Here is a 25,988-nt window from a genome sequence, read left to right as displayed (position 1 = left end):
GCCGGCCCCGAGCGGGACGCCTGGGAGACGGTCCGCACGGCCCGGCACGCCGGCCGGCCGACCACCCTGGACTACCTGGAGACCACCTTCGACGGCTTCGTCGAACTGCACGGCGACCGGCTGGGCGCGGACTGTCCGGCGGTGGTCGGCGGGCTGGCCCGTCTCGACGGCCGGCCGGTCATGGTGATCGGCCACCAGAAGGGACACACCACCGCCGAGCTGGTGGCCCGCAACTTCGGCATGGCCAGCCCGGCCGGGCACCGCAAGGCGCTGCGGCTGATGCGCCTCGCCGCCCGGCTCGGCCTGCCGGTGGTCACCCTGGTGGACACTCCCGGCGCCGACCCCGGGATCGGCGCCGAGCAGCAGGGACAGGCGGCGGCCATCGCCGAGAACATCCTGGCGCTGACCGTGCTGCCCACGCCGGTGATCGCGGTGGTCACCGGGGAGGGTGGCAGCGGCGGGGCCCTGGCGCTGGCGGTCGCCGACCGGGTGCTGATGCTCGAACACGCGGTCTACTCGGTGATCAGCCCGGAAGGCTGCGCGGCGATCCTCTGGCCGGACAGCTCCGCGGCCCCGCAGGCCGCCCGCGCGTTGCGGCTCACCGCCGCCGACCTGTGCCGGCTCGGGGTGGTGGACGAGGTGGTGCCCGAGCCCCGGCCGGCCGCCCACGGCGACCCGGCCGCCGCCGCCGACCTGCTCGGCCGGGCCCTGGCGGCGAACCTCACGGCGCTGCTCGACGTGCCGCCGGCCACCCTGGTCCGCCGCCGCCGGCAGCGGTTCCGCCGCTACGGCGCGGCGCGCTCGGCGGGGGTGGACCGGTGAGCGCGAGGAGTGAGCCGGTGTTGCGAGCCCCGCAGTCGCGAACGGAGAAGGCACGATGAGCGCGGCCGACGGTGCGGAGGACGTGCTGGACGGGCTGCGCCGGCAGGCCCGCCAGCTCGTCGCCGAGCTGGCCGGCCCGGTCCGCCGGGTCCGGCTGCGCAGCGGCGGGGCCACGCTGGAGGTCGAATGGCACGCACCGCTCGCGCCGCACGCCGACCCCCAACCGGTCCCGGAGCCGGCGGCGCAGGCCGCGCCGGCGCCCGACCGGCGGGCCGTGCGGGCGCCCGTGGTGGGCACCTTCTACCGGGCCCCGGAACCGGGTGCCGCGCCCTTCGTCGCCGTCGGCGACCTGGTCCGGCCCGGCCAGGTGATCGGCATCGTGGAGGCGATGAAGCTGATGAACGAGGTCGCCGCCGACCAGGCCGGGCGGGTGACCGAGGTGCTGGTCGAGGACGGCAAGCCGGTCGAGTACGACCAGCCGCTGATCGCCCTGGAACCGCTCAGCGGGCGGGGTGAGTAGATGTTCGAGAAGGTGCTGATCGCCAACCGGGGCGAGATCGCGCTGCGGGTGCTGCGGGCCTGCCGGGAGTTGGGCGTGCGGACCGTGGTGGTGCACTCCAGCGCCGACGCCGACTCGCTGCCCGTACGGCTGGCCGACGAGACGGTCCGGATCGGCCCCGCCGCCAGCCGCCAGAGCTATCTCAACGCCGCCGCGATCGTCGAGGCCGCCCGGCAGACCGGGGCGCAGGCCGTGCACCCCGGCTACGGCTTCCTCTCCGAGGACGCCGACTTCGCCGAGATCTGCGCGGAGAACGGGCTCACCTTCGTGGGCCCGCCACCGCAGGTGATGTCCGCCCTGGCCGACAAGTCCACCGCCCGGGCGCTGATGAGCAAGGCCGGGCTGCCGCTGCCGCCGGGCAGCGTGCGGACCCTGCCGACGGTGGCCGAGGCCCTGGCGGTGGCGGCCGAGGTCGGGTACCCGGTCATCGTCAAGGCCGCCGCCGGCGGCGGCGGGCGCGGAATGAGCGTGGTCCGCACCGCCGCCGAACTGCCCCGCGCCTACGCCCGCACCCGGGCCGCCGCCCAGGTCGCCTTCGGCGACGACCGGGTGTACGTCGAGCGGTACCTCACCGATGCCCGGCACGTCGAGGTGCAGGTGCTCTGCGACGGTCACGGCAACGGCATCCACCTGGGCACCCGGGACTGCTCGGTGCAGCGGCGGCACCAGAAGCTGATCGAGGAGGGCCCCGCCCCGGCGCTGCGCCCGGCCACCCTGGACACCCTCGCCGAGATCGCGCTGCGCGGCGTCCTGTCGGTCGGTTTCACCGGCGCCGGGACCGTCGAGTTCCTCGTCGACGAGGCCGAGGAGTGCCACTTCCTGGAGATCAACTGTCGGATCCAGGTCGAGCACCCGGTCACCGAGCTGGTCACCGGCGTGGACCTGGTGCACGAGCAGCTGCACATCGCCGCCGGGGCGCCGCTGCGCTGGCGGCAGGACCAGATCCACCTGCGCGGAGTGGCGATCGAGTGCCGGGTCAACGCGGAGGACCCGGACCGCGGCTTCGCTCCCGCGCCGGGCCGGCTCGACCGGTTCCGGCCACCCGGCGGCCCGTTCACCCGGGTCGACACCCACGGCCACACCGGCTACCTGGTCAGCCCGCACTACGACTCGTTGCTGGCCAAGGTGGCGGTCTGGGCGCCGGACCGGGCCGGCGCGCTGGACCGCCTGGACCGCGCGCTCGGCGAGTTCGAGGTGGCCGGGCCGGGGGTACGCACCACGATCCCGTTCGCCCGGCGGGTGCTGAGCGACCCCGACTTCCGCGCCGCCCGGCACACCACCGGACTGGTCGACCGGCTGCTCACCCCGGCCGGGGCGGCCCACCCGCCCGCCACCGCACCCGCCGTGGCCGGCACCGATCCCGTACCCGCCGCCCGCGCCGAGGCCGCCCCGGCCGGCCGTACGCCCGTCACCGCCGCGCCCACCGCCGGCCCGCCCGTCAGGAGGACCCGATGACCGTCGCCCCCGACCGCCAGCTCGCCAGTGAGATCACCGACATCCTGGTCACCCACTGCGGCCTGGACGCCGTGGCCGCCGCCCGCACGCCGGCCGCCAGCCTCGAGGAACTGGGCATGGACTCGCTCGCCCTGCTGGAGCTGTCCGCGGTCGTCGCCGACCGGTGGCGGGTGAAGATCCCCGAGCAGGCCAGCCAGCTGAGCATCGCCGGCGTCGCCGACCTGGTGGCCCGGCAGGCCGACCCGCCGGGGCACACCGAGAACGCCGTCGACATCGCCGCCCCGCTGCCCCTGGTCTGGGACGTCACCAACGACGTCGCCGGCTGGCCCGACCTGTTCACCGAGTACGCCGCGGCCGACATCCTGCACCGGGAGGGCGACACGGTGCGGTTCCGGCTCACCATGCACCCCGACGAGAACGGGACGGCCTGGAGCTGGGTCAGTGAACGCACCGCCGACCCGGCCACCCGGCAGGTCCACGCGCACCGGGTGGAGACCGGCCCGTTCGAGTACATGCGCATCCACTGGCGCTACGACGAGATCCCCGGCGGCACCCGGATGACCTGGGTGCAGGACTTCGCCATGAAGCCGGACGCGCCGGTCGACAACGCGGGCATGACCGAGCGGATCAACACCAACAGCAAGGTTCAGCTCGCCGTGATCAAGGAGCGGATCGAGCAGCGGGCCGCCGAGGCCGGCCAGGGAGGTCGCGATGCCTGACACCACCACCAGCGCCCCGGTCGCCGCCGGGGACGTCCCCGCCGACCGGCGGCGCGGCGGCGAACTGCGGGTGCTGCTCGGCCCGAAGACCGTCGGCAGCACCTCCGGCTTCATGGGGGTGGCGGCCCTCGCCCCCGGCGAGCGGATCGCCGAGCACTACCACCCCTACAGCGAGGAGTTCCTCTACCTCGCCCGCGGCGCCATCACCGTCGACCTGGACGACCGCCCGGTGCCGCTGACCGCTGGGGAGGCGCTCTTCGTCGCCCGGAACGTCCGGCACCGGCTGCGCAACACCGGCGACGAGCCGGCCGAGGTGGTCTTCCACCTCGGCCCGCTCGCCCCCCGTCCCGAACTCGGCCACGTCGACACCGAGGTCGCCCCGCCACCCCGGGAACCGTCGTGACCGGCCGGCGGACCGTGGTCACCGGCGTCGGCGTCGTCGCTCCCGGCGGCGCGACCCGGGACCGGTTCTGGAAGACCATCACCGAGGGGCGCACCGCCACCCGGCGGATCAGCTTCTTCGACCCGTCGCCGTTCCGCTCGCAGATCGCCGCCGAGTGCGACTTCGACCCCGACGCCGCCGGGATCACCCTCGCCGAACGGCAGCGCGCCGACCGGTACGTGCAGTTCGCGCTGGCCTGCTCCACCGAGGCGCTCGCCGACAGCGGGCTCACCCTCACCGACGCCGACCGCGAGCGCGCCGGCGTGGTCCTCGGCACCGCCGTCGGCGGCACCATGGCCCTCGAACGGGAGTACGTGCGGGTCAGCGACTCCGGCCGGCGCTGGCTGGTCGACCACGCCCTCGGCGGCCCGTACCTCTACCAGGCGCTGGTCCCCAGCAGCCTGGCCGCCGACGTGGCCTGCCGGCACGGCCTGCACGGCCCGGCCCAGGTGATCTCCACCGGCTGCACCTCCGGGATCGACGCCATCGGGTACGCCCACCAACTGGTCGCCGACGGCGAGGCGGACATCGTGCTGGCCGGGGCGGCGGATTCACCGATCTCCCCGGTCACCGTCGCGTCCTTCGACGCCATCCAGGCCACCAGCCCGGACAACGACGACCCGGCGCACGCCTCCCGGCCGTTCGACGCCGACCGGCACGGCTTCGTCCTCGCCGAGGGGGCCGCGGTGCTGGTGCTGGAGGAGGCCGAGCACGCCCGCCGCCGCGGCGCGCACGTCTACTGCGAGGTGGCCGGCTACGCCAGCCGCAGCAACGGCTTCCACATGACCGGCCTGCGCCCGGACGGGGCGGAGATGGCGGTGGCCATCAGCGACGCGCTGCGCCAGGCCCGGCTCGCCCCGTCGGCCGTCTCCTACGTCAGCGCGCACGGCTCCGGCACCCGGCAGAACGACCGGCACGAGACCGCCGCGTTCAAGCGGGCCCTCGGCGCGACCGCGTACCGGGTGCCGGTCAGCTCGATCAAGTCGATGGTCGGGCACTCGCTCGGCGCCATCGGCTCGATCGAGATGGCCGCCTGCGCCCTGGCCATCGAGTACGGCGTGGTGCCGCCCACCGCCAACTGGGCCACCCGGGACCCGGAGTGCGACCTGGACTACGTGCCCAACGAGGCCCGGGAGGTGCCGGTCGACGTGGCGCTCTCGGTGGGCAGCGGCTTCGGCGGCTTCCAGTCCGCGATGGTCTTCCGCCGCCTGGCGGTGTCCCGATGAGGCCGGTGTGCGGGGTGGCGTCGTGACGGTCCGGGCGGTGGTGACCGGGATCGGGGTGGTGGCGCCCAGCGGCGTCGGCGCCGAGGCGCACTGGGCCACGGTGCTCGCCGGCACCCGGCGCACCGGCCCGATCACCCTGTTCGACCCGGCCGGCTATCCGACCCGGGTCGCCGGCGAGGTGCCCGACTTCGACCCGGCCGGGCACGCCGACACTCGGCAGCGGGTGCAGACCGACCGGTGGACCCACCTGGGTTTCGCCGCCACCCGGTTGGCCCTGGCCGACGCCGGGCTGCCCGAGGTGTCGCCCGATCCGTACCGGTGGGCGGTGACCTTGGCCAGCTCCTCCGGCGGGAACCTGTTCGGGCAGCGCGAGCTGCAACGGCTCTGGGGCGGCCCGAGCCGGACCGTCGGGGCGTACCAGTCGATCGCCTGGTTCTACGCGGCCAGCGTCGGACAGCTCTCCATCCGCCACCAGTTCAAGGGCCCGTCCGGGGTGACGGTGTCCGAATCGGCCGGTGGCCTGGACAGCCTCGCCCACGCGGTGCGCACGATCCGGCGGGGCACCCCGGTGGTGATCGCCGGCGCGACCGAGTGCCCGCTCAGCCCGTACGCGCTGGCCTGCCAGCTCCGCTCCGGGCTGCTCAGCGACGTGTCGGACCCGGAGCGGGCGTACCGGCCGTTCGACGCCGACGCCCGCGGGTACGTGCCCGCCGAGGGCGGCGCGGTGTTCGTGGTGGAGGAACTGGGCCACGCCCTGGCCCGGGGCGCCCGGGTCTACGGCGAGATCACCGGCTGGGCGGCCACCCACGACGCCGCCCCTACCGACCCCGACGGCGGCCCCGACCCGACCCACTACGCCCGGGCGCTGCGGCTGGCCCTGGACCGGGCCGGGGTCCGCGGGCACGACGTGGACGTGATCTGGCCGGACGCGCTGGGGGTGCCCGCGTACGACCGGGCCGAGGCGGCCGCCCTGCGCGCGGTGTTCGGCGCCCGCACGCCGCCGGTGACCACCCAGAAGCCGCTGACCGGCCGGGCCCACCAGGGCGGTTCGGCGCTGGACGCGGCCACCGCGCTGCTCGCCTTCCACCATGGCCTGCTGCCCGCCTCGGTGGGCCCGGAGCGCCCCGCGCCCGGCTGCGAGCTGAGCTTCCTGCGGCAATCGCGCCGGCCGCGCAGCCGGATCGCGCTGGTCGGGGCGCGGGGCTTCGACGGGTTCAACAGCGCGCTGGTCCTCCGCGGCGCCGCCCCGCCGCCCGGGTGCGGCGACGGGTGACGGGGAGACCGGACGGGGCGGTGCGCCGCGGGAGACCCGGCCGGTTGCCGGACACGCCTCACCTCTCCTGCTCCAGGCCGTGCTCGGCGGCGATCCGGGCGATCTCGGCGGGCGTGCCGGCCATGATCGTGCGCGCGTGCGCGGTGACGAGGTCGACCGGCCAGTCCCACCAGGCGGCGCGGCGGAGCCGCACCACGTCGGCCTCGTCGAAGCGTCGCCGGATCGGCTTTGCCGGGTTCCCACCGACGATCGTGTGGTGAGCATCGCCGCGGTGACCTCGCCGACCGCCGCATCGGGGATCGCGGTGGCCGCCTCCTTGAGCACGAACAGCCGTGCCGCGGGGATCTCGCGCGCGAGCGCCTCGCCGTTGCCGACGGGGAAGAACCGGCCCCGGCGCCTCTCGCCCCGGCGCAGCATCCGGCGGCCGGCGAGGTACCGAGCCGGCGTAGGCCCGATCCTGCCTGCCCGATCGATCCTGAGCAATCCACCCAGCCGCTTTTCTTGATCTAGCCATTTGCATGTAGCTATGCCATGACGGACCGTCGTAGGGTTCCGTCAGCACCCCGGAGAACGCGCTTGTTGGGCGGATATCGCCCACTTTCATGCTGGGCGGTGGGCGATCGTGGCAGCACACTCTATGGCGGAACATCCTTCGCCGGCAGCGGCGAGTTGGGTGGACGACATCTTGTTCACCGGTCGTCCCACCGACATTTCTCTCCGTCTTCCCGAACCGGTCGACAAGGGCACGCTGCACCGGCTGGTGGTCGACGCGCAGGCCCGGCTCGCCGACGCCGGGCTGCGTCCCGGCGGCGCCGCCGCGCTGCGGCTGCCGCCGTCCCTGGCGTACGTGGTGAACCTGCTCGCCACCTGGCGCAGCGGCGCCCAGGCCGTGCTGCTCGACCACCGGCTCACCGACCACGAGGTCGCCCGGGCCCTGGACCGGCTCACCCCGCAGGTGGTGGTCGCGCCGGTGCGGACCGGCGGGGGAGCGCTGCGGATCTTCGTCGACGTCACCGAGGGGATCACGTCCTGGTCCGACCGGCCGGCCGGCAGCCCGCACGCCGTGATCCAGCTCAGCTCCGGCTCCACCGGACCGTCCAAGGTGATCGGCCGCACCGCCGAGGACCTGGTCGGCGAGGTCCACCGGTACACCCGGATCGACGGCGTCGCGCTCCCCGGCGAGCGGATCATCCTGCTGCCCTCCATGGTGCACGTGCTCGGCCTGGTCGGCGGGCTCCTCTACGGGCTGCACGCCGGGGTCGAGCTGTGCCCGCCCGAGCGGCTCAGCGGTGACGCGGTCCTCGCCGCCGTCGCCGCCCAGGACACCCCGGCCACCGTACTCGGCGTGCCCTTCCACATCGGACTGCTCGCCTCCACCCGCCCGTCCGGGCCGCTGCCGCAGCTCAAACGGATGACCACCGGCGGCGAGCTGGTCCCCGCCGCCGTCGCCCGCGCCTTCACCGACCGCTACGGCGTCCCGCTCGGCAACATGTACGGGATGACCGAGATCGGTGTCATCGGCACCGACCTGTACGGGACGAACCGTCCCGCCATCGCCCCCGCGCCCGGCATCCGGGTCCGGGAATCCGGCGGCGAGCTCTGGGTGAGCTGCCCGGCCTCCCCGTACGTGGGGCTCGCCGACCCGACCCGCTGGGCCGACGGCTGGCTGCACACCCGCGACGCCGGCACGGTGGACCCGGAGACCGGACTGGTCACCGTCAAGGGCCGGCTCGACTCCCAGGTGTCGGTCGGCGGCATGAAGGTCGACCTGACCGAGGTGGAATCCACCGTCGCCGAGCTGCCCGGGGTGGGCGCCGCGGTGGTGGTCTGGGACGACGGGATCACCGCCTACATCCAGCCCGACGGGCCGCTGTCCGAGGAGACCGTGGACAAGCTGCTCGCCGAACGCCTCGCCGGCTACAAGCGGCCGCGCGCCCTGCACCTGCTCGACCAGCTGCCGCGCACCACCACCGGCAAGCTGGTCCGCTCGGCGGCCGTGCTGCGGGACGCCGCGTCATGACCGGCCCGCTCTACGAGGGCGACCTCGACCGGCCCGGCCGCACCGGCGACCGCCACCGCGAGCACCAGCCCGTCCCCGGCCGCCGGGTGGCCGACCCGCAGGTCGGGCCGGTCGGGGAGCGGGCGCAGCGGTTCGCCGGCCGGCTCCGGCACCCGGCGACGCAGCCCGCCGTCGCGCAGCCCGGCGCCGAGCGCCTTACCGACCGCCTCCTTGGCCGTCCACAGGCGCAGGAAGTCCAGCTCCCGGGCGGCCGGGTCGCGGGCCCGCAGCCAGGCCGCCTCGGCCGGGTCGTACCAGCGGTCGGCCAGCGCCAGCGCGGGCAGCGGCCGGCGCCGCTCGACGTCCACCCCGACCGGTCCGCCCGGCCGGGCGGCCACCACCACCAGCCCGTCGACGTGGCTGACGCTCACCGCGAGCGTCCGCCCCTCCGCGACGTGCACCTCCGGACGCCCGCCGGGCGTCCGTCGCACCCCGATCTCCGCCTCGGCCCGGTCGAGCAACGCGCCACCCGCGCGTCGCAGCAGCCGCCGCGTCAGCTCCCGCTGGTCGCCGGCGGTACGGCCGGTCCACACGTACACGGTGTCCCGACCGGGCACCGGTAACTGGCTCACGGAAAGAGGTTAAGGCCATGCGAGACGAGGTCCGCACCTTCGTCGTCGAGCAGCTCGCCGACATGAACTACGACGTCGATGACCTCGACGACGACACCACCCTCGGTCCCTCCGGCGTCGACCTGGAGTCGCTGGCCCTGGCCGACCTCGCCGTCCGGGTGGAGGACCGGTACGGCCTGAAGTTCGCCGACGACGAGTCGGAGAAGCTGGCCCTGATGACGGTCGGCGAGTTCACCACCATGGTCGCCGAGCGGGTGGCCGCGACGAGCGACAACTCCTGATGGCCGGTCAGCCCGACCTGGGGCGAGCTGACCTGGTGAGCATGCTCGCCGAACTGACCGGGAAACCCGTCGACCAGGTGCCCGACCGGATCGGCTCGATGGAGCTGGCCTGGCTGGTGCACCTCGTCGAGCAACGCTACGACCGCCGGCTGGACCTCACCGACGACCAGCTCGCCGGCATCCGCACCGTCGACGACGCGCTGGCGGTGTTCCACGCCTCGCTGACCGCTGCCGCAGATGGCTGAGCGGGAGCACCCTCGGATCACCGGCGTCCACGCGCTCAGCGCCCTGGGTAGGGGCGGCGACGCGTTGCTGGCCGGGGTGCTCGCCGGCACCCCGGCGTTCGCGCCGGTACGCCGCTTCGACACCGCGGGTCGCCGGGTCGCCGTGGCGGCCACCCTGCCGGAGGCCGGAGCCCTCGCCGAGGAACTGGCCGACGCGATCGACGCGGCCTGCCGGGCCGCCGGGCTGGACCGGGCGGGCCGGGCGGACTCCGCCCTGTTCCTGGCCACCCACGGCGGGCCGCGCTCACTGCCCGACCCGGCGGTGGCCGGACCGGACGCGCCGCCGGACGGCGGACCGTCCGACCGGGTCGCCGGCGGCCCGGCCGTTTCGGGCGCCGGCGCCTCGCCCGGGGTGGACGGTGGACCACCGGCGCTCGCCGGCCACCTGTCCCGCCGGGGCGGTCTCGGCGGGCGGACCCGGGTCTACACCACCGCCTGCGTGTCGGCGAGCACCGCGGTCGCCGACGCGGCCGCCCTGATCGCCCGGGGCGACCTGGACCGGGTGGTCGTCGCCGCCGGCTACCTGGTCGAACCGGACCAGTACGCGCTCTTCGACGCCGGCCGGGCGTTCGCCGCCGACGGGGCGGTCCGCCCGTTCAGCGCCGGACGGCAGGGCCTGCTGCTCGGGGACGGGGTCGCGGCCGTGGTGCTGGAGTCCGCCGCGGCCGTCCGGCACCGGGGCGCGACGCCGGTGGCGACCGTGGCCGGCTGGGGTCGGGCCGGGGACGCGTACCACCCCTGCCAGCCCGATCCGCGGGGGCGCGGGCTGGCCCGGGCGGTGGCCGCGGCGCTGGGCCGGGCCGGGCTGCCCGCCGAGGCGGTCGGCTACGTCAACGCCAACGCCACCGGCACCCCGTACAGCGACGCCTCCGAGGCGGCGGCGTTACGGCTGGCGCTCGGGGACCTCGCCGGCCGCGTGCCGGTCAGCTCCACCAAGTCGGTGCACGGGCACGCCCTGGAGGCGTCCGGCCTGCTCGAACTGGTGGTCACCGTGCTGGCCCTGCGGCACGGGAAGCTGCCGGTCAACGCCGGCTGGCTGGGCCCGGACGAGTCGTGCCCGCTGGACGTCATCACCCAGGCTCCCCGCCCCCTGGCCACCGCCCACGCCCTCACCCTCAACGCCGCCTTCGGCGGCGCCAACACCGCCCTCCTGGTAGGTGCCCCATGACCGCCTCCGACCGCGCGTCGCGATCGCGCACCTTTGGTGCCGACGAAAGGCGCAGAAGCCGGGTAACACCAACGCAAACTGCAAGATCGCCGGAGCGGGGAGAGCGGGCAGAGCACGGAGCGGGGCGGGTGCGGGTGGTGGCGGAGGGGCGGTGGCCGGAGGCGGGGGACGGCGGGGTGCCGGGGGTGGCGGGGTTCGTGCACTCGGACTTCGCGCCGGTGGTGGTGGCGGTGGCGGACCGGTGCCTGGGCCGGGCACACGCCGTCCCGCCGCTGCCGGCGGGCAACCGGACGGCGGTGGTGCTGGTCAGCGCGAGCGGAGACCGGGCCAGCGCCGGGCATGTCCGGGCCACGGTGGCCGCCGGGGGCCGGGTCGGTCCGCTGTTCTTCTTCCAGTCGGTGCCGAACAGCGTCGCCGGGCACGTCGCGGCGCGCTGGGGATTGGACGGGCCGGTGGTGTGCCTGAGCCCGACGGGGGAGCCGCGGGCCGAGGGCACCGCCGAGGCGGAACTGCTGCTGCACGACGGCGACGCCGACCAGGCGTTGCTGGTCCTGATCGAACAGGCACCCGACGGCACGCCGAGCGAGGCGGTCGCGGTGCTGCTGGAGGAGGGAACAGGTCAATGAGGACCAAGGGACTGCGCGGCGCGCTGGCCGCCGACCCGGAACTGGGCGCGGGCAACGTGCTGGCCCGGGTGCTGGCGCACGGCGCCGACCCAAACGGGCCCGGGCTCACCTTCGACACGGCGGTCGACGGCCACCCGTCCGAACAGCCGCTGACCCTGGGCCAGCTCGACGCCCTGGTCGCCGCCCGGGCCGCCTGGCTGCACGAGCGCGGCGTACGCCGGCGCGACCCGGTCGCGGTCTGGGCCGGCGCCGCCGCCGACATGGTGCTGTCGTTCCTGGCGCTGACCCGGCTCGGCGCGATCCCCGCGCTGATGAACGGCAAGCTGCGCCCGGAGATCGCCGCCGCGTACATCCGCCGGCTGCGGGCCGCCGGCGTGCTCGCCGACGCGGAGCACGCGGCGGCCCTCGCGGGGCACGACCTCGGCGCCCCGCTGCTCGGCCAGCCCGCGCAGGCGGGGGCCGGCGACCCGGCGGCCGCTCCCGCCCACTACCGCCACCACGCCGAGGATCCGATCGTCATCACCCACACCTCCGGCACCACCGGGGTGCCGAAGGCGGTGCTGCACTCGCACGCCAGCCTCTTCGCGGCCACCCGGCACCTGCTGTCCATGCCGCAGGCGCAGGGCACCACCCGGATCCTCAACGCGCTGCCGGCCCCGCACACCGCGACCGTGCTCATGGTCAACCAGGCCCTGGGCAACCGGGCGGAGATGTTCCTCCTCTCCGAGCAGGGCGGCGAACGAGTGCTCGACGCGATCCAGCGGTGGCGGCCGGACGGGGTCTTCGGCTTCTCCGTCACCTGGGCGGAGCTGGCCCGCTTCGACCTGTCCGGGTACGACCTGGACTCGGTGCGGCTGTGGTTCAACACCGGGGACTGCACGCACGAACCGCACGTACGCCGGCTCGTCGCGGTCGGGTCGCGGGACGTGATGACCCGCGCGGGGGTCAAGCGGGTGCCCGGCTCGGTCTTCATCGACGGGCTCGGCTCCAGCGAGATGGGGCACTCGATGTTCCACCTCACCCACACCACCGACACCGACCGGTACGGCCGTTGCGTCGGCCGCCCGTACCGCTTCACCCAGGTCGCTGTCCTCGACGAGCAGGGCGGGGAACTGCCGCCGGGCCGGGTCGGCTGGCTCGGCATCGACTCGCCCTCGCTGTTCCGGGGCTACTGGAACGACTCCGTCACCACCTACCGCTCCCGGCTGCGCGGCTGGTACCTCACCGGCGACCTGGTGTACGCCGACGAGGAGGGGCGCTACTACCACCTGGACCGGGCCGTCGACTCGGTCGAGGTGGGCGACGGGAGGCGGTTCTTCACCGCCCTGTCCGAGGAGCGGATCCTCGCCGCCTGCCCCGACATCGCCGACTGCACCGTGGTGATCGTCAAGGCCGGCGACCCGTCGTCACCGGCCGGCCCCGGCGACGCCGACGGGGCCGGCCGCGTCGTCACCGACGTGCTGCTGGAGCTGGCCGCCGGCGCGGACCCCGACGAGGACCGGACCGAGCGGATCCGCGCCGCCCTCGGGCCCGACGTGGGGGCCACCCTGCGCCGGGTGGTGCCGGTGCGCGCCGACGACCTCCCGGTCACCGTGACCGGCAAGGTCCGCAAGGTGGCGCTGCGCGAGCGCCACCTCAGCGAGGCGTCGTCATGACCGCCGTCATCACCGGCATGGGCCTGTTCACCCCGGCCGGGCGCGGCGTCGAGGAGACCTTCGCCGCGCTGACCACCGGCCGGTCCGGGCTGCGCCGCCCACCGGAGGGGCACCCCGCCCGGGACAGCCTGGAGGTGGCCGGGGTGCTGCCGGAGATCGACCCGCGCACGGTGGCGTCCGGCCCGGAGACCAGGGTCCTCGACCGGATCGTGCTGCTGGCCCTGCTGACCGCCGCCGAGTCGCTCGCCGACGCCGGCATCGAGGTCGGGCGGGACGTCGACCCGACCCGGATCGGGGTGATCGTCGGTGGGGTCGGCGGGATGTCCACCCTGGAGAACCAGGTCCTCGCGCGGGCGGCCCGGGGCCGCGCGGCGGTCAGCCCGTACCTGCTCACCGGGATCCTACCGAACATGCCGTCCGCCCGGATCGCCATCGCCCACGGCCTCCGGGGCTACAGCTCCTCGGTCGGCACGGCGTGCGCGTCCGGCGCGCAGGCCGTCGCCGACGCGGTCCGCCTGATCCGGGCCGGCGAGGCCGACGTGGTGCTCTGCGGGGCGAGCGAGGCCCCGCTCTTCCCGACCTTCGCCGACACCTTCGGCAACGCCCGGGCCCTGGCCCGGGGCTGGGACGACCCGGCCGAGGCCAGCCGCCCGTTCGACAAGCGGCGCAACGGCTTCGTCCTCGCCGAGGGGGCGGCGCTGCTGGTCCTCGAACGCGCCGAGCACGCCGCCGCCCGGGGCGTGACCGGCTACGCCGAGGTCGCCGGATACGGGGTGAACACCGACGCGTACCACCCGACCGCACCCCGGCCGGACGGCGCCGGGGCGGCCGAGTGCATGCGGCGCGCCCTGGCCGGCGGGGGAGTCGGGCCGGCGCAGGTCGGCTACGTCAACGCGCACGGCACCGGCACCAAGCTCGGCGACATCGCCGAGACCACCGCGCTGGCCGAGGTGTTCGGGGTCGGCGGGGTGCCGGTCAGCTCCACCAAGGGGCTCACCGGGCATCTGCTCGGCGCCTCCGGGGTCCTGGAGGCGGCGGCCACCGCCCTGGCGCTCGGCCGAGGGCTGCTGCCACCGACATACCACCTCGACGACCCGGACCCGGAGTGCGAGGCGGACCACGTCCGGGCCGCGCCCCGCGCCACCCGGGCCGAGCACGCGCTGACCAACTCGTTCGGGTTCGGCGGGCAGAACGTCAGCCTGCTGCTGCGCCGGGTCGCCGGCGACCGCTCCGGGTCGCCGGCGGCGCCACCGGACGGCGGATCGGGGAGGTGATCCGACGGACGGTCCATGCCGGGCGCGGTGCGGCCCGGACGCCAGGCACGGGGGGAAATGGGGAAGGGAAAGATGCAGATAAATGGCATAGATCACGTCGAGCTGTACGTGGGGGACGCCCGGCAGGCCGCCTTCTACTTCGGCACCGCGGTCGGCTTCCGGCTGTGCGGCCAGGGCGGCCCGGAGACCGGGCTGGCCGACCAGCGCTCGCTGCTGCTGGCCCAGGCCGACATCCGGATGCTGCTCACCTCCGGGCTGACCGCCGGCCACCCGGCGTCGGCGTACGTGCAGCGGCACGGTGACGGCATCGCGGTGGTCGCGCTGGAGGTCGACGACGCCGCCGGGGCGTACGCGGAGCTGGTGGCCCGGGGCGCGACCGGGGTGACCCCGCCGCGGACCCACGCCGACGCGGACGCCGAGGTGGTGGTCGCCGAGGTCGGCGGCTTCGGCGACGTGCTGCACCGGCTCGTGGAGCGGCGCGGCGACCGGAGCCGGTTCCTGCCCGGGGCGATCGAGCCGCTGCCGGCCGGCGCCGGTGACGACGTGCTCGCCGAGATCGACCACCTGGCGGTGTGCGTGCCGCCCGGACAGCTCGACGACACGGTCAAGCACTACGCGGAGGTGTTCGGCTTCGCGGAGATCTTCGAGGAGCACATCGAGGTCGCCGGGCAGGCGATGAACTCGAAGGTGGTGCAGAGCCCGTCCCAGCGGGTCACCCTGGTGCTGCTGGAGCCGGACACCGGCGCCCGGCCCGGGCAGATCGAGGACTTCCTGCGCTGGCACGCGGGCGCCGGGGTGCAGCACCTCGGCCTGCGCACCGACGACATCGTCACCGCCGTCGGCGCGCTCGCCGGCCGGGGCGTCCGGTTCGCCGGCACCCCGGCCGCCTACTACGACGACCTGGAGGCGCGGGTCGGCAAGGTCGACGCGCCGCTGGACCGGCTGCGGGACCTGAGCATCCTGGTCGACTCCGACCACGGCGGCCAACTGCTGCAGATCTTCACCGAGTCGATGCACGTGCGCCGCACCCTCTTCCTCGAACTCATCGAGCGGCGCGGGGCGCGCACCTTCGGCAGCGGCAACATCAGGGCGCTCTACGAGGCCAAGGAACGCGAGCTGGCCGCGGCGGGGGCGACCCCCGCCGTCGCGGCCGGAGGGGTGGGGGCATGACCACGACACATCCGGCGCTGACCGCCGAGGAGCAGGCGCTGCTCCCCTCCGAGGAGGACGTGCGCCACTACGCCGAGCACGGCTGGTACCTGTCGAAGAAGCTGCTCACCGACGACGAGGTGGACGAGCTCGTCGCGGCGACCGACCGCTACTACGCCGGGGAGCGCGACCGCCGCCTGCCGGTCCGGCCCCCGCGGCTGGCCTACTGGGACCCGTCCAAGGGCGACGTGCAGCGGCACAACGACTACGTGCACTACGAGCACGACGCCATCGGCCGGATCCTGCGCAAGCCGCTGATCGGTGCGGTCGCCGCCCGGCTGGCCCGCGCCGCCGAGATCCGGATCTTCCAGTCCACGCTGATCTGGAAGCCGCCGATCGCCGGCGAGCCGTCCAACATCGTGCCCTGGCACTTCGACAAGCACTACTGGGCCTCGTCCAGCTCGGAGAACATGCTCACCGCGTTCATCCCGTTCCACGACTGCGGTGAGGAGATGGGCACCATCACCATGGTCGACGGCTCGCACCGCTGGCGGGAGATCGGCGCCGACGACACCGTGGTCCGGCACTTCGCCGACCGGGACCGGGACCAGCTCGAGGTGATGCTCGCCGAGAACGCGGCGTACAACGGCGCCGAGATCCGCAAGATCCCCATGGTGATCCCCAAGGGACACCTGAGCTTCCACCACTGCCGCATCTACCACGGCAGCGGCGCGAACGTCAGCGGCCGCCCCCGCCGGGCCGTCTCGCTGCACCTGCAGGACGGCGGCAACGCCTGGCGGGAGTATCCGCTCTCCGACGGCACGCTCGCCGCGTACAACCACGACGTGCTGGTCCGCCGCACCGCCGAGGGCCGGCCCGACTACGCCGACCCCGAATTCTGCCCGGTCATCTGGCGCGACCGCGCCCAGCAGGGAGGCTGATCATGTCACGGTACGACTGGGGGAGGACGCACCCGGGCATCGAGCGGCTGGAGCAGGCGGTGACCGTCCGCCGCGACGTGGTGGTGAAGCACCCGCTCTACGCCAACCTGGACACCCACGACGCGCTGGTCACCTTCATGGAGCACCACGTCTTCGCGGTGTGGGACTTCATGTCGCTGCTCAAGTCGCTGCAGCGGCAGCTCACCTGCGTCACCGTGCCGTGGATCCCGACCGGGCCCACCGGCAGCCGCCGCCTGATCAACGACATCGTCATGGTGGAGGAGAGCGACGAACTGGGCGACGGCTACATCAGCCACTTCGAGCTTTACGTGCGGGGCATGACCGAGGCCGGCGCGGACACCACGGCGGTGGAGAAGCTGGTCGACCTGCTGCGCGCCGGCCGCCCGGTGACCGAGGCGCTGACCACGGCGGGGGTGCCCGCCCCGTCGGCCGCCTTCGCCGGCACCACCTGGCGGATCATCGAGCGCACGCCGGTGCACTGCCAGGCGGCGGCCTTCGCGTTCGGCCGGGAGGACCTCATCCCGGAGATGTTCACCCAGGTCGTCGCGGTCAACGAACGCAGCAACCGGCTGAACACGTTCGTCGACTACCTGGAGCGGCACATCGAGGTCGACGGGGAGCAGCACACCCCGATGGCCATGCAGATGCTCGCCGACCTCTGCGGCGACGACGACACCAAGTGGCAGGAGTGCGCGGACACCGTCAACGACGCGCTCGCCGCCCGGGCCCGGCTCTGGGACGACATCCTCGCCGCGATCAAGGAGGGTCGCCCGGCGTGACCGACTCCGACCCGGTCCGGCTCTACCGCACGGTACGGCTGATCCGCCGCTTCGAGGAGCGGGCCATCGACCTGGTCCGCGCCGGGGAGATCGTCGGCGGCATCCACCCGTACCTCGGGCAGGAGGGGATCGCCGCCGGGGTCTGCGCCGCGCTGCGCGACGGCGACCTGGTGACCGGCACCCACCGCGGGCACGGCCACGTGCTCGCCAAGGGCGCCGACCCGGCCCGGATGCTCGCCGAGCTGTGCGGCCGGGTCACCGGGCTCAACCGGGGCCGGGGCGGGTCGATGCACGCCGCCGACCTCGGCGTCGGGGTGCTCGGCGCCAACGCCATCGTCGGGGCCGCCGGCGCGATCCTCACCGGAGCGGTGTGGGCGCGCCGGCGGCGCGGCGACGACCTGGTCGGCGCGACCTTCTTCGGCGACGGCGCGGTCAACGAGGGGATGCTGCTGGAGGCGTTCAACCTGGCCGCGCTCTGGCGGGTGCCGGTGCTCTTCGTCTGCGAGAACAACGGCTACGCCACCACCATGCCGGTCGCCGGCGCGGTCGCCGGCACCATCGCCGGCCGCGCCGCCGCCTTCGGCATGCCGGCCACCGCCGTCGACGGGCAGGACCCCGAGGAGGTACGCGCCACCTGCGCGGCCGCCGTCGCCCGGATGCGCGCCGGCGGGGGCCCCGAGCTGGTCGAGGCCCGCACCTACCGGTTCGACGCCCACCACACCTTCGAGCACCGGGTACGCCTCGACTACCGCCCGCCGGAGGAGGTGGCCGCCGGCCGGTCCCGCGATCCGGTCGACATCCAGGGCGCCCGGCTGCCGCTGTCGGTGCGGGAGTCCGTCGACGCGGAGGTCGAGGCGGTCCTCGACGCGGCCGTCGGCTACGCCCTGGCCAGCCCCGCCCCGGACCCGGCCACCGCCCTCGAGCACCTGTACGCCAGCGGGCTCACCGCCCGGACCGGAGGTGGCTGATGCCCCGGCTCTCCTACCGCCGGGCGCTGACCCGGGCGCTCGCCGACGAGATGACCCGCGACGAGTCGGTCTTCCTGCTCGGTGAGGACATCCGGGTGGCCGCCGCCAACGTCACCACCGGGCTGCTCAAGAAGTTCGGCCCGGAACGGGTCCTGGACACCCCGCTGTCGGAGCAGGCGTTCACCAGTTTCGCCACCGGCGCGGCGCTGGCCGGCACGCGCCCGGTGATCGAGTTCCAGATCCCCTCGCTGCTCTTCCTGGTCTTCGAGCAGATCGTCAACCACGCGCACAAGTTTCCGCTGATGACCGGCGGCCAGTGCGCCGTCCCGGTCACCTACCTGGTGCCCGGCTCCGGCTCCCGGACCGGCTGGGCCGGGCAGCACTCCGACCACCCGTACAGCCTCTTCGCCCACGTCGGGGTGACCACCGTGGTGCCGGCCACCCCGGCCGACGCGTACGGGCTGCTGGTGTCGGCGATCCGCTGCGACGACCCGGTGGTGGTCTTCGCTCCCGCCGGCGCGCTCGACGTGCGGGCCGACGTCGACGATCTCGTCCCGGTGCCGCTCGGGCGGGGCTGCGTCCGTCGGGCGGGGACGGATGTCACCGTGGTCGCCGTCGGGCACCTGGTGCACGACGCCCTGGCCGTCGCCGACGAACTGGCCGACCAGGTCTCGGTGGAGGTCTTCGATCCCCGCACCCTCTACCCCTTCGACTGGGACGGGCTCGTCGAGTCGGTGTCCCGCACCGGGCGGCTGGTCGTGGTGGACGACTCCAACCGGTCCTGCGGCATGGCCGGGGAGATCATCGCCACCGTCGTCGAGCGGGTCCGGCTGGCCGCGTCGCCCCGGCGGGTCACCCGCCCCGACGGCGCCGTGCTGCCCTTCGCGCCCGCGCTGGACCGGGCCGTGCAACCCGGCCGGGAGCAGCTCAGCGCCGCCATCCAACTCTGCCTGAAGGACGGATCATGATCGACCCCGAATACCCGTGGCCGCCGCTCGGCCAGGCGTGGACCGACCTTCCCGAGTCGACCCGTACCGGGCTGGTGGCCGCCGGGGCCGCCGCCTGGGAGCAGGTCTTCCACGGCCGGGCCACCTACAACAAGCAGTGGCGGCTGGCCCGCCCGCCGGTGCTCACCGCCGACGCGTTCCGCGAGTTGAACGAGGTCTGCGACCGGATCGCCCAGCTCATCCTGGAGGCCTGCCAGCGGCGCGCCCGCACCGCCGGGGAACTGCGCCGGCTGCTCGACGTGCCGGCGGGGGAGACCAAGCTCCTCGACGAGAACGAGGTGCTGCACGAGGGGCTGCTCGCCGCGTACCGGCCGGACGTGCTCTACTCCGGCGGGGTCCCGTGCATCGTCGAGTACAACATCGACAGCAGCCTCGGCGGTGGCTTCGACGCCGACACGGTGGTCTACCGGTACGCCGACCTCTACCGCCGGCAGGGCCTGCTCGACGGGATCCGCCCCGCGCCCTCCCTGCTGGACCAGCGGTTCGTCGCCATCCGGGACACCCTCGCGCTGCCCGACGGTGCGCGGGTGGCGCTGCTGATGGACTTCGACGCCGAATACCCGGGTCTGGACGACCCGGAGACCTTTATCAAGATCCTCTCCCCGCTCGCCGACCAGGCCCGCCGCTTCGGCATCGACCTGGTCATCGGGCCGGTGGCCGGGGCCACCCTGGACGACCAGCGGCGCCTCGTGGTCGGTGGCGCGCCGGTCGACGCGCTGTTCCGGCTCTTCGTGCCCAACCGGGTCACCCCCAGCGCCGGCCTGGACGCCGTCGCCGGTGCCCTGGCCGCCGGCACCCTGCCCATGTTCGTCAGCACCGCCGCCTGGCTGCTCAGCAACAAGCTCAACTACGCCTGGCTCTGGGCCGACCTCGAGCTGCTCTCCGACACCGACCGGGCGCTGGTCCGCCGGTACGTGCCGCACACCGTCGCGCTCACCGCCGACCAGCTCGACCGGGCCCTCGCCGAGCAGGCCGACCTGGTCGCCAAGCCGGCCGGCGGCTCCGCCGGGCACGGGGTGCTGATCGGCCGGGAGATGAGCCCGGTGGCCTGGGAGGACGGCGTCCGCGCCGCGATCGACGCGGGCGGCAACATCCTGCAGCGCTACCACGAGGCGGACCGGGTCGCGATGGACTTCGTGCAGATCGAGACCGGCGAGACGGTCGCCGCCGAGGTCCCCTACAGCCTCGCCCCGTACCTGTTCGGCAGAACGGGTTCCGGTGCCCTCGCCCGGGTCGGCTACCCCGGCTGCGAAGGCGTCCTCAACCTCGCCCGAGGCGTCCTCATGACCGGCATCCTCCTCACCAACTAGCCACCCCCCGAGTCGTGTTGATCAAGGGGTTCGCGTCAGGATCCGGGCTCCGGTTGACGCAAACCCCTTGATCGACGGGCGGGTTCGGCTCAAGGTGCTGTCACTTGCCGACCCAGCGGGCGGCGGAGGGGGAGAGGCGCTCGCCCTGGACGGCGTCGGCGGGTATGAGGTCGGTGATCTGCCCGAGTTGCTCGGGTGTCAACGTGATGGCGGTGGCGGCGGCGTTGTCCGCCAGGTGGCGGAGGCTGGTCGTGCCCGGGATCGGGACGGCGCCCCGGGCGAGCAGCCAGGCCAGCGCGAGCTGTGCCGGTGTCACGCCCAGCTCGTCGGCGAGTGCGCGCAGACGGTCGACCAGGGCCAGGTTGGCGGCTCGATTGGCCGCGCTGAACCGCGGGTTGCCGCTGCGCAGGTCGTCGCCGCCGAACGCGGTGTCGGTGGTGATCCCCCCGGCGAGCAGAGCCCGGCCGATGGGTGAGTACGCGCCGAGGGTGATCCCGAGCTCGCGGCACGTCGGCAGCAGCTCCGCCTCGACCTCGCGGCTGAACAGGGAGTACCCGGGCTGCAGGGCGGCGAGCGTGCGCTCGCCGGTCACCGCCAAGTTCGAGGCGATCGCGATGCTCACCGGCGTGGTCTCGCTCTTCGCCCGCGCCGAGGCGACGCCCGGCCCGGTCGGCTTCGCGCACGCCGACCTCGCGGCGTACCCGCACCTCGCCGCCGCGTTCGCCGAGCCCCCGTCGGCGGCTCCGCGTCAGGACCTCTTTGCGCGGACCCTGCGCGGCCTGCTCACCGGTCTGCTCATGGAGTGAGGGCGGCGCGGCGGCGTCACCCGGGCCGGGTCGCGGGCATCGCCAGCGGTCGGCGGCGCGACCTGTCGGTGTCGGGCTCGACAGGCAAGCCGCCACTTGCCTATAGTCGTTCGCGTGGGCGACGTCTACCAGGCCCTGGCGGATCCCACCCGCCGGAAGATCCTCGACGAGCTGACCGAACGGGACGGTCAGACGCTGTTCGAGATCTGTGCCCGGCTGGCCACCCGGCACCAGATCACCTCGTCGCGGCAGGCGATCTCCCAGCACCTGGACGTGCTGGCGGCGGCCGGGCTGGTCGTCGCCCGGCGGCAGGGCCGTTACAAGTTCCACCACCTCGACACCCGGCCGTTGCAGAGCATCGCCGAGCGATGGCTCCGGCCCGAACCTCGACAGGAGAATCCCCATGAAGATCAACCTGACCAGCGTCCTGGTGGATGACCAGGCCCGGGCGCTGCGCTTCTACACCGAGGTGCTGGGCTTCGTGAAGAAGACCGACGTGCCGCTGGGCGAACACCGGTGGCTGACCGTCGTCTCGTCCGAGCAGCCCGACGGGGTCGAGCTCGTGCTGGAGCCCGACGCGCACCCCGCCGCGAAGGCGTTCAAGGACGCCCTGGTCGGCGACGGCATCCCCTACACGTCCTTCGCGGTGGACGACGTCGCCGCCGAACACCGCCGGCTGGCGCAGCTCGGGGTGCGGTTCACCCAGGAGCCCGCCGACATGGGCCCGGTCGTCACCGCCGTGTTCGACGACACCTGCGGGAACCTGATCCAGATCGCGCAGCAGAAGTAGCCCGGCGCCCCCCACGGCATGCCGGCGCGTCAACGAGCCGCGCGGCCCGCCGAGAGCTGGGCGCCCAGCACCCGGAGCGTCTCCGCGGCGGCGATGGCGTCGCTGCGGGCGCTGCCGTGCCGGCCGTCGCTGCTGTACAGGGACGGGTCGGCCACCATCGGGTGGTCGGTGAGATGCACGTGCAGGGTGCCGAGCCGCTCGGCCAGCCGGGCGGTGCGGGCGGAGAGCAGGCGCATCCGCTCGCCGAGGCCGGCGCGTAGCGCCGCCGGCACGGCCGGGCTGTGCGACACGTCGAACATGCCGACCGTGACGACGTCCGCCCCGGCGTCCCGTAACGCGATGATCATCGCGGTCAGCTCGGCGTCCACCGCGTCCGGGTCGTACCCGGTCCGGAACGCGTCGTTGCCGCCGCAGACCACCAGCGCCAGGTCGGGCGCGAAGGCCAGCGCCGGGTCGAGCTGCGCCGCCCGCACCTCGTGCGCCCGCAGGCCCCGCCGCCCGAGGTTCAGGTACGCCAGTCCAGGCTGGACGGCCCGCAACTCGGCGGCGAGCCGGTCGGCCCACTGCAGGTCCGGGTACCCGTCGACCGGCTCGCACAGCCCCTCGGCGACGCTGTCACCCAGCACCACGAACCGCCGCCACGGGTGGCCGCGCAGCAGCCGCGCGCTCTCGCCCGGGCGCAGGCACCACGGATCCGTCGCTTCGGTCACCGTCGATCCCACGCCCGCACGCTAGCCGATCCGCGCCGCCGGTGTCGATCGCCGCTCAACGCGGCGCGAGGGCGAGCAGGAGCAGCATGGTCACCAGCCCCGCGCCGGCCACCAGGAGCATCGGTCGCGGGGTGAGCACGGCGTGCCGGCGGTCCGCGATCAACCGGGCGGGGGCCAGCCCGACCAGCGGGCCGAGCAGCGTGATCACCAGCGCCAGCACCGGCATGCCGACCGCCAGGTCACCGCCGGAACCGTGCCCCAGCGCCCGTGCGGCCAGGCCCAGGGCGTACGCGACGACCGCGCCGCCGATCCCGCACAGCACCAGCAGCGGGTTGGCCGAGCCGGGCAGCTCGCCCGGTTGGCGGGTACGGTCCAGCAGCTCGCGCACCCCGTGCAGCAGCGGCACCGGGTCGCCGGTGGCGTCCCGGGCCGGCCCGGGCGGGTCACCCAGCCGGCGGCCACCCGCGCCGATCCGGGCGCGCAGCTGACCCCACAGGTGGGCGGCCTCGGCGTCGACCCGCTCGACCAGGTCCCGCGCCTCGGCCGCCGCCGCCTCGGCCCGCCGGACCTGCTCGGTGGCCTCGGTCACGGCCCGGTCGGCGGCGGCGCACTGCTGCGCGTACCAGGTGTGCGCCTCGGCCCGTTGGGCGGCCACCCGGGCGGTCAGCTCGGCGAGCCGACGGATCTGGGCGGCGTACGTCTCACTGCTGACCGGCTCGTTCATCGCGAAGGACCATAGGGGATGATCACCTGTCCGGTGCGGTGCACCGCCCGGTCGAAGTAGAGCCCGCGCCACGGCCGGGGGTACCAGTCCGGGCCGCCGGTGCCGGGATAGAGGGCCCCGCTCAGCTCGGCGCCCTGCACGTCCAGCGCCACCCACGCCCCGATCTGGTCCAACCGGGCCCCCGCGCCGCCCAGGTCGGCCCGCATCCGGGCCACCCCGCGCCACCAGGCCAGCACGTGCGTACGCCGTTCCGGCCCGTCGTGCAGGATCCGCCGCAGCTGCTCCAGCCCGGTCCGCCGGCCGGCCTTCCCGGCGAGCTGCCCGGCCGCCGCGTCGACCGCGTACAGCAGCAGGTAGTGCGGGCTGTTCGGGGCGCCGGGCGCGCCGAGGGAGTCGCCCACTTCGGCCATCAGCTCGGGCACCGTCTCCTCGTCGTACCAGGCGGCGTCGTCGGCCAGGTCGTCGTAGAGGGCGCGGGCGGCCGGGTCGGCGTCCGGGTCGAGGCAGGCGATGGAGAACCGGGCGCTGCCGGGTCGGTGCTGGCGCGCGAGCGAGCGGGCCGCGGCGTCCAGCACGGCGCACGCCTCGTCCACCCGGGTGCCGAGCACGGCCAGGTTCCGGCCCGGGGCCCGGGGCAGCCGGAGCGCCGCCGAGCGGGCCTGCACGTCGATGATCTCGCCGAGCAGCGCCACCGGGCTGCGCGGCACCCCCTGCTCGGAGGCGGTCAGCGCGCGGAAGTCCGGCGCGTCGGCCAGCCGGGGGATCGCGTCGCCGTCGAAGAGCCGGGCCGGGGCGGCGTCCTGCGGGCGCATCCGCCACAGCCGGTGCTGCAGCTCGCTCCAGGTCTCCCAGTCGCTGGCCGACGGGATCCGGGCCACCTCGTTCCCCTCGACCAGCCCGGACTCGGCGTTGACCACGGCGTGGTGCCGGGGCAGCGACTGCGCCGCGTCGTTGCGCTCGGCCAGGATGCGCAACGCCTTGGGCAGCGCGATCCGCAGGGTGAACTGGGCGACCAGCGCGGGCCGTCCCCACAGCGCCTCGATGCCGCGGACGTCCTGGGAGGCGAGCACCAGGTGGATGCCCTGCGAACGGCCCCGCCGGGCCAGGTCCTCCAGCAGGTCGGCGGCCTCCCGGGCGACCACGTCCCGACCGGCGAGCAGCGCCTGGAACTCGTCGACCACCGCGACGATCCGGGGCCAGTGCCCGGTCGGGTCCACCGCGCGCAGCTCGGCCAGCTTGGTGACCTCGTGCTTCTTCGCGGCGTCCGCCCGGCGGCGCAGCTCCTCGGCGAGGAAGCGCAGCAGGGCCAGCCCGAACTCCCGGTCGGTGTTGACGTTGATGCCGACCAGCCGCATGTGCGGCAGCCAGCTCGGGTCCCGCCGGCCCTGGGCGAACCGGGCGAAGGACACCCCCTCTTTGAAGTCGAGCAGGTAGAACTCCAGCTCGGCGGGGGAGTAGCGGGAGGCGAGCGCGCCGATCCAGGCGAAGATCAGGTTGGTCTTGCCGGTGCCGGAGGGGCCGCCGATCAGCGCGTGCGGCGGGTAGTCGCCGAGGGTGAGCAGCACCGGCCGGCCGTGCGGGCCCTCGCCGATCGGCGCGGTCAGCCCGTGCGCCGAGTCCTCCCGCCAGTACTCCTCGGGCGGCGGGAGCAGGTCGGTGAAGGGCGCCGGCGGGGGACCGGCGTTGACCCGGGACGCGACCTCCCGGCAGGTCTCGGTGACCAGCGGGGCCGGTGGCGGCGCGTCGAGTGCCACCGACAGCCCGGCGATCCGGGCGTCGTCGGGCTCGACCACCACCCGGGTGACCGTCGGGTCGTCCGGCAGGTCGACGCCGCGGACCACCAGGTGCACCCCGCACGCCGCGCCGGTGCGGACCACCCGGTCCAGCTGGCCGCGTTCGTGCCGGGACAACTCGTCGCCGCCGAGCAGCACCGCCACCCGCCACGGCTCGGGCCGGCGGCCGGTCGCCGCGGCGAGCGCCCGCAGCGAGGCGTACTCGCCGGCGAGCACGGTCTCGTTGATCCGGCGGATCTGCTCCACCAGGTCGTCCAGCAGCCGGCCCAGGCCGCCGGGGCCGACGAAGGTGAGCAGCCCGGCGGTGCCGAGCGGGGCGAACCCGGCCAGGCCGCCGCCGAGGTGCTCGGGGTCGTACCCGAAGAGCCGGACGGTGCCCGGGTCGGCGCGGCCGACCGAGCGCAGCAGCAGCGCGGGCACCACCGCGGCGATCCCGTCCCGGTCGGTGCCGGTCAGCTGCACGTGCCCGGCGTCGAGCAGCGGCACCAGGGCGGGCACCGGCTCGGCGCTGGGGATGCGGACCGTACCGACCCGGACCGCGCCCGGGGTCTCGGCCCGGCCGGCGGGCGTCGGCC

At 75.0% G+C, this 25,988-nt stretch carries 29 protein-coding genes; 23 read left to right on the top strand and 6 right to left on the bottom strand.

Going from position 1 to position 25,988, the window contains the following annotated elements; translation table 11 throughout:
- The 7 genes from EFE23_RS22350 to EFE23_RS22320 form a co-directional block, all read left to right on the top strand.
- Window positions 1-822 (top strand): acetyl-CoA carboxylase carboxyltransferase subunit alpha (locus EFE23_RS22350; RefSeq protein ID WP_123242891.1); only part of this gene is annotated, 822 nt, incomplete at its 5' end.
- A 55-nt stretch (window positions 823-877) separates the two neighbouring features.
- Window positions 878-1,342 (top strand): acetyl-CoA carboxylase biotin carboxyl carrier protein, encoded by a 465-nt coding sequence (gene accB / locus EFE23_RS22345; protein WP_123242890.1) that lies wholly within the window; start codon window positions 878-880, stop codon window positions 1,340-1,342.
- Window positions 1,343-2,836, top strand: coding sequence for an acetyl-CoA carboxylase biotin carboxylase subunit (locus tag EFE23_RS22340; RefSeq protein ID WP_123242889.1), 1,494 nt, complete (start codon window positions 1,343-1,345; stop codon window positions 2,834-2,836).
- Window positions 2,833-3,555, top strand: coding sequence for an SRPBCC family protein (locus EFE23_RS22335; protein ID WP_123242888.1), 723 nt, complete (start codon window positions 2,833-2,835; stop codon window positions 3,553-3,555). Before EFE23_RS22340 ends, EFE23_RS22335 begins: the two co-directional genes overlap by 4 nt.
- Entirely contained in the window at window positions 3,548-3,958 is a 411-nt protein-coding gene (locus EFE23_RS22330) for a cupin domain-containing protein (RefSeq protein ID WP_123242887.1), read from the top strand. The genes EFE23_RS22335 and EFE23_RS22330 overlap by 8 nt, the downstream gene beginning before the upstream one ends.
- Window positions 3,955-5,223 carry a beta-ketoacyl-[acyl-carrier-protein] synthase family protein gene (locus EFE23_RS22325; protein WP_123242886.1) on the top strand — a complete coding sequence of 423 codons (1,269 nt, stop codon included), beginning with the start codon at window positions 3,955-3,957 and terminating at the stop codon, window positions 5,221-5,223. The genes EFE23_RS22330 and EFE23_RS22325 overlap by 4 nt, the downstream gene beginning before the upstream one ends.
- Before the next feature lie 22 nt (window positions 5,224-5,245).
- Window positions 5,246-6,496 carry a beta-ketoacyl synthase N-terminal-like domain-containing protein gene (locus EFE23_RS22320; RefSeq protein WP_123242895.1) on the top strand — a complete coding sequence of 417 codons (1,251 nt, stop codon included), beginning with the start codon at window positions 5,246-5,248 and terminating at the stop codon, window positions 6,494-6,496.
- A 58-nt stretch (window positions 6,497-6,554) separates the two neighbouring features.
- Here the strand turns inward: EFE23_RS22320 and EFE23_RS22315 are convergent, their stop codons facing one another.
- Window positions 6,555-6,692: a hypothetical protein gene (locus EFE23_RS22315; RefSeq protein WP_199737177.1), complete on the bottom strand. Its 138-nt coding sequence runs from the start codon at window positions 6,690-6,692 to the stop codon at window positions 6,555-6,557.
- Window positions 6,693-7,133: 441 nt separating this feature from the next.
- Here EFE23_RS22315 and EFE23_RS22305 point away from each other — a divergent pair, with 441 nt between their 5' ends.
- The gene (locus tag EFE23_RS22305) at window positions 7,134-8,516 is read left to right on the top strand and encodes a class I adenylate-forming enzyme family protein (RefSeq protein ID WP_123242885.1); all 1,383 of its coding nucleotides are present in this window, start codon (window positions 7,134-7,136) and stop codon (window positions 8,514-8,516) included.
- Here the strand turns inward: EFE23_RS22305 and EFE23_RS22300 are convergent.
- On the bottom strand, window positions 8,414-9,127 hold the full coding sequence (locus EFE23_RS22300; RefSeq protein WP_123242884.1) for a 4'-phosphopantetheinyl transferase family protein: 714 nt from the start codon (window positions 9,125-9,127) through the stop codon (window positions 8,414-8,416). The genes EFE23_RS22305 and EFE23_RS22300 overlap by 103 nt on opposite strands.
- Window positions 9,128-9,144: 17 nt before the next feature.
- Here EFE23_RS22300 and EFE23_RS22295 point away from each other — a divergent pair, with 17 nt between their 5' ends.
- The 12 genes from EFE23_RS22295 to EFE23_RS22240 all read left to right on the top strand — a co-directional run bounded on the left by EFE23_RS22295 (window position 9,145) and on the right by EFE23_RS22240 (window position 20,590).
- A complete protein-coding gene (locus tag EFE23_RS22295; protein WP_123242883.1) occupies window positions 9,145-9,408 on the top strand; it encodes a phosphopantetheine-binding protein in 264 nt (87 codons plus the stop codon).
- Window positions 9,408-9,653 carry an acyl carrier protein gene (locus EFE23_RS22290; protein WP_123242882.1) on the top strand — a complete coding sequence of 82 codons (246 nt, stop codon included), beginning with the start codon at window positions 9,408-9,410 and terminating at the stop codon, window positions 9,651-9,653. The genes EFE23_RS22295 and EFE23_RS22290 overlap by 1 nt, the downstream gene beginning before the upstream one ends.
- Entirely contained in the window at window positions 9,646-10,860 is a 1,215-nt protein-coding gene (locus EFE23_RS22285; protein ID WP_123242881.1) for a beta-ketoacyl-[acyl-carrier-protein] synthase family protein, read from the top strand. The genes EFE23_RS22290 and EFE23_RS22285 overlap by 8 nt, the downstream gene beginning before the upstream one ends.
- A gap of 134 nt (window positions 10,861-10,994) precedes the next feature.
- Window positions 10,995-11,486, top strand: coding sequence for a beta-ketoacyl synthase chain length factor (locus tag EFE23_RS22280; RefSeq protein ID WP_233601101.1), 492 nt, complete (start codon window positions 10,995-10,997; stop codon window positions 11,484-11,486).
- A complete protein-coding gene (locus EFE23_RS22275; RefSeq protein WP_123242879.1) occupies window positions 11,483-13,141 on the top strand; it encodes a class I adenylate-forming enzyme family protein in 1,659 nt (552 codons plus the stop codon). The genes EFE23_RS22280 and EFE23_RS22275 overlap by 4 nt, the downstream gene beginning before the upstream one ends.
- Window positions 13,138-14,415, top strand: a complete 1,278-nt coding sequence (locus tag EFE23_RS22270) for a beta-ketoacyl-[acyl-carrier-protein] synthase family protein (RefSeq protein ID WP_123242878.1) — start codon at window positions 13,138-13,140, stop codon at window positions 14,413-14,415. Before EFE23_RS22275 ends, EFE23_RS22270 begins: the two co-directional genes overlap by 4 nt.
- A gap of 72 nt (window positions 14,416-14,487) precedes the next feature.
- Window positions 14,488-15,585: a 4-hydroxyphenylpyruvate dioxygenase gene (gene hppD / locus EFE23_RS22265; protein ID WP_123242877.1), complete on the top strand. Its 1,098-nt coding sequence runs from the start codon at window positions 14,488-14,490 to the stop codon at window positions 15,583-15,585.
- Window positions 15,582-16,505: a phytanoyl-CoA dioxygenase family protein gene (locus EFE23_RS22260; protein ID WP_123242876.1), complete on the top strand. Its 924-nt coding sequence runs from the start codon at window positions 15,582-15,584 to the stop codon at window positions 16,503-16,505. Before hppD ends, EFE23_RS22260 begins: the two co-directional genes overlap by 4 nt.
- Window positions 16,506-16,507: 2 nt before the next feature.
- Window positions 16,508-17,305, top strand: coding sequence for a DUF3050 domain-containing protein (locus EFE23_RS22255; RefSeq protein ID WP_123242875.1), 798 nt, complete (start codon window positions 16,508-16,510; stop codon window positions 17,303-17,305).
- Complete coding sequence (locus tag EFE23_RS22250; RefSeq protein WP_123242874.1) at window positions 17,302-18,273, top strand: thiamine pyrophosphate-dependent dehydrogenase E1 component subunit alpha; 972 nt, start codon at window positions 17,302-17,304, stop codon at window positions 18,271-18,273. The genes EFE23_RS22255 and EFE23_RS22250 overlap by 4 nt, the downstream gene beginning before the upstream one ends.
- Window positions 18,273-19,241 (top strand): alpha-ketoacid dehydrogenase subunit beta, encoded by a 969-nt coding sequence (locus tag EFE23_RS22245; RefSeq protein WP_123242873.1) that lies wholly within the window; start codon window positions 18,273-18,275, stop codon window positions 19,239-19,241. The genes EFE23_RS22250 and EFE23_RS22245 overlap by 1 nt, the downstream gene beginning before the upstream one ends.
- Window positions 19,238-20,590 carry a hypothetical protein gene (locus EFE23_RS22240; RefSeq protein WP_199737176.1) on the top strand — a complete coding sequence of 451 codons (1,353 nt, stop codon included), beginning with the start codon at window positions 19,238-19,240 and terminating at the stop codon, window positions 20,588-20,590. Before EFE23_RS22245 ends, EFE23_RS22240 begins: the two co-directional genes overlap by 4 nt.
- A gap of 100 nt (window positions 20,591-20,690) precedes the next feature.
- Here EFE23_RS22240 and EFE23_RS22235 read toward each other — a convergent pair whose 3' ends face one another.
- Window positions 20,691-21,182, bottom strand: coding sequence for an aldo/keto reductase (locus EFE23_RS22235; RefSeq protein WP_158675903.1), 492 nt, complete (start codon window positions 21,180-21,182; stop codon window positions 20,691-20,693).
- Between EFE23_RS22235 and EFE23_RS22230 the strand changes: the two genes are divergently transcribed.
- The 3 genes from EFE23_RS22230 (at window position 21,166) to EFE23_RS22220 (ending at window position 22,186) form a co-directional block, all read left to right on the top strand.
- The gene (locus tag EFE23_RS22230) at window positions 21,166-21,396 is read left to right on the top strand and encodes a hypothetical protein (protein WP_199737175.1); all 231 of its coding nucleotides are present in this window, start codon (window positions 21,166-21,168) and stop codon (window positions 21,394-21,396) included. The two genes, EFE23_RS22235 and EFE23_RS22230, sit on opposite strands and share 17 nt — an antisense overlap.
- A gap of 102 nt (window positions 21,397-21,498) precedes the next feature.
- Window positions 21,499-21,834: an ArsR/SmtB family transcription factor gene (locus EFE23_RS22225; protein ID WP_123242893.1), complete on the top strand. Its 336-nt coding sequence runs from the start codon at window positions 21,499-21,501 to the stop codon at window positions 21,832-21,834.
- Window positions 21,800-22,186, top strand: a complete 387-nt coding sequence (locus EFE23_RS22220; RefSeq protein ID WP_123242871.1) for a VOC family protein — start codon at window positions 21,800-21,802, stop codon at window positions 22,184-22,186. The genes EFE23_RS22225 and EFE23_RS22220 overlap by 35 nt, the downstream gene beginning before the upstream one ends.
- A 29-nt stretch (window positions 22,187-22,215) precedes the next feature.
- On the opposite strand, the gene EFE23_RS22215 is transcribed toward EFE23_RS22220, so the two are convergent.
- From EFE23_RS22215 to EFE23_RS22205, 3 genes are all read right to left on the bottom strand, one after another.
- Window positions 22,216-22,908: an SGNH/GDSL hydrolase family protein gene (locus EFE23_RS22215; protein ID WP_123242870.1), complete on the bottom strand. Its 693-nt coding sequence runs from the start codon at window positions 22,906-22,908 to the stop codon at window positions 22,216-22,218.
- Between the two features lie 43 nt (window positions 22,909-22,951).
- Complete coding sequence (locus EFE23_RS22210; RefSeq protein WP_123242869.1) at window positions 22,952-23,620, bottom strand: hypothetical protein; 669 nt, start codon at window positions 23,618-23,620, stop codon at window positions 22,952-22,954.
- Window positions 23,617-25,988: FtsK/SpoIIIE domain-containing protein (locus tag EFE23_RS22205; protein WP_233601100.1), on the bottom strand; the 2,372-nt coding region annotated here is incomplete at its 5' end. The genes EFE23_RS22205 and EFE23_RS22210, both read right to left, overlap by 4 nt.

This window comes from Micromonospora solifontis, assembly GCF_003725545.1.
Taxonomy (GTDB): domain Bacteria; phylum Actinomycetota; class Actinomycetes; order Mycobacteriales; family Micromonosporaceae; genus Micromonospora; species Micromonospora solifontis.
This window is presented reverse-complemented; position numbering and strand designations above follow the sequence as displayed.

What these genes read in the sequence shown, in the direction of transcription:
- EFE23_RS22245 (WP_123242873.1), top strand. Translation starts at nt 18,273, where the DNA reads ATGCCCCGGCTCTCCTACCGCCGGGCGCTGACCCGGGCGCTCGCCGAC.
- EFE23_RS22330 (WP_123242887.1), top strand. Translation starts at nt 3,548, where the DNA reads ATGCCTGACACCACCACCAGCGCCCCGGTCGCCGCCGGGGACGTCCCC.
- EFE23_RS22240 (WP_199737176.1), top strand. Translation starts at nt 19,238, where the DNA reads ATGATCGACCCCGAATACCCGTGGCCGCCGCTCGGCCAGGCGTGGACC.
- EFE23_RS22290 (WP_123242882.1), top strand. Translation starts at nt 9,408, where the DNA reads ATGGCCGGTCAGCCCGACCTGGGGCGAGCTGACCTGGTGAGCATGCTC.
- hppD (WP_123242877.1), top strand. Translation starts at nt 14,488, where the DNA reads ATGCAGATAAATGGCATAGATCACGTCGAGCTGTACGTGGGGGACGCC.
- EFE23_RS22255 (WP_123242875.1), top strand. Translation starts at nt 16,508, where the DNA reads ATGTCACGGTACGACTGGGGGAGGACGCACCCGGGCATCGAGCGGCTG.
- EFE23_RS22275 (WP_123242879.1), top strand. Translation starts at nt 11,483, where the DNA reads ATGAGGACCAAGGGACTGCGCGGCGCGCTGGCCGCCGACCCGGAACTG.
- EFE23_RS22220 (WP_123242871.1), top strand. Translation starts at nt 21,800, where the DNA reads ATGAAGATCAACCTGACCAGCGTCCTGGTGGATGACCAGGCCCGGGCG.
- EFE23_RS22340 (WP_123242889.1), top strand. Translation starts at nt 1,343, where the DNA reads ATGTTCGAGAAGGTGCTGATCGCCAACCGGGGCGAGATCGCGCTGCGG.
- EFE23_RS22210 (WP_123242869.1), bottom strand. Translation starts at nt 23,620, where the DNA reads ATGAACGAGCCGGTCAGCAGTGAGACGTACGCCGCCCAGATCCGTCGG.
- EFE23_RS22285 (WP_123242881.1), top strand. Translation starts at nt 9,646, where the DNA reads ATGGCTGAGCGGGAGCACCCTCGGATCACCGGCGTCCACGCGCTCAGC.
- EFE23_RS22335 (WP_123242888.1), top strand. Translation starts at nt 2,833, where the DNA reads ATGACCGTCGCCCCCGACCGCCAGCTCGCCAGTGAGATCACCGACATC.
- EFE23_RS22260 (WP_123242876.1), top strand. Translation starts at nt 15,582, where the DNA reads ATGACCACGACACATCCGGCGCTGACCGCCGAGGAGCAGGCGCTGCTC.
- EFE23_RS22305 (WP_123242885.1), top strand. Translation starts at nt 7,134, where the DNA reads ATGGCGGAACATCCTTCGCCGGCAGCGGCGAGTTGGGTGGACGACATC.
- accB (WP_123242890.1), top strand. Translation starts at nt 878, where the DNA reads ATGAGCGCGGCCGACGGTGCGGAGGACGTGCTGGACGGGCTGCGCCGG.
- EFE23_RS22270 (WP_123242878.1), top strand. Translation starts at nt 13,138, where the DNA reads ATGACCGCCGTCATCACCGGCATGGGCCTGTTCACCCCGGCCGGGCGC.
- EFE23_RS22295 (WP_123242883.1), top strand. Translation starts at nt 9,145, where the DNA reads ATGCGAGACGAGGTCCGCACCTTCGTCGTCGAGCAGCTCGCCGACATG.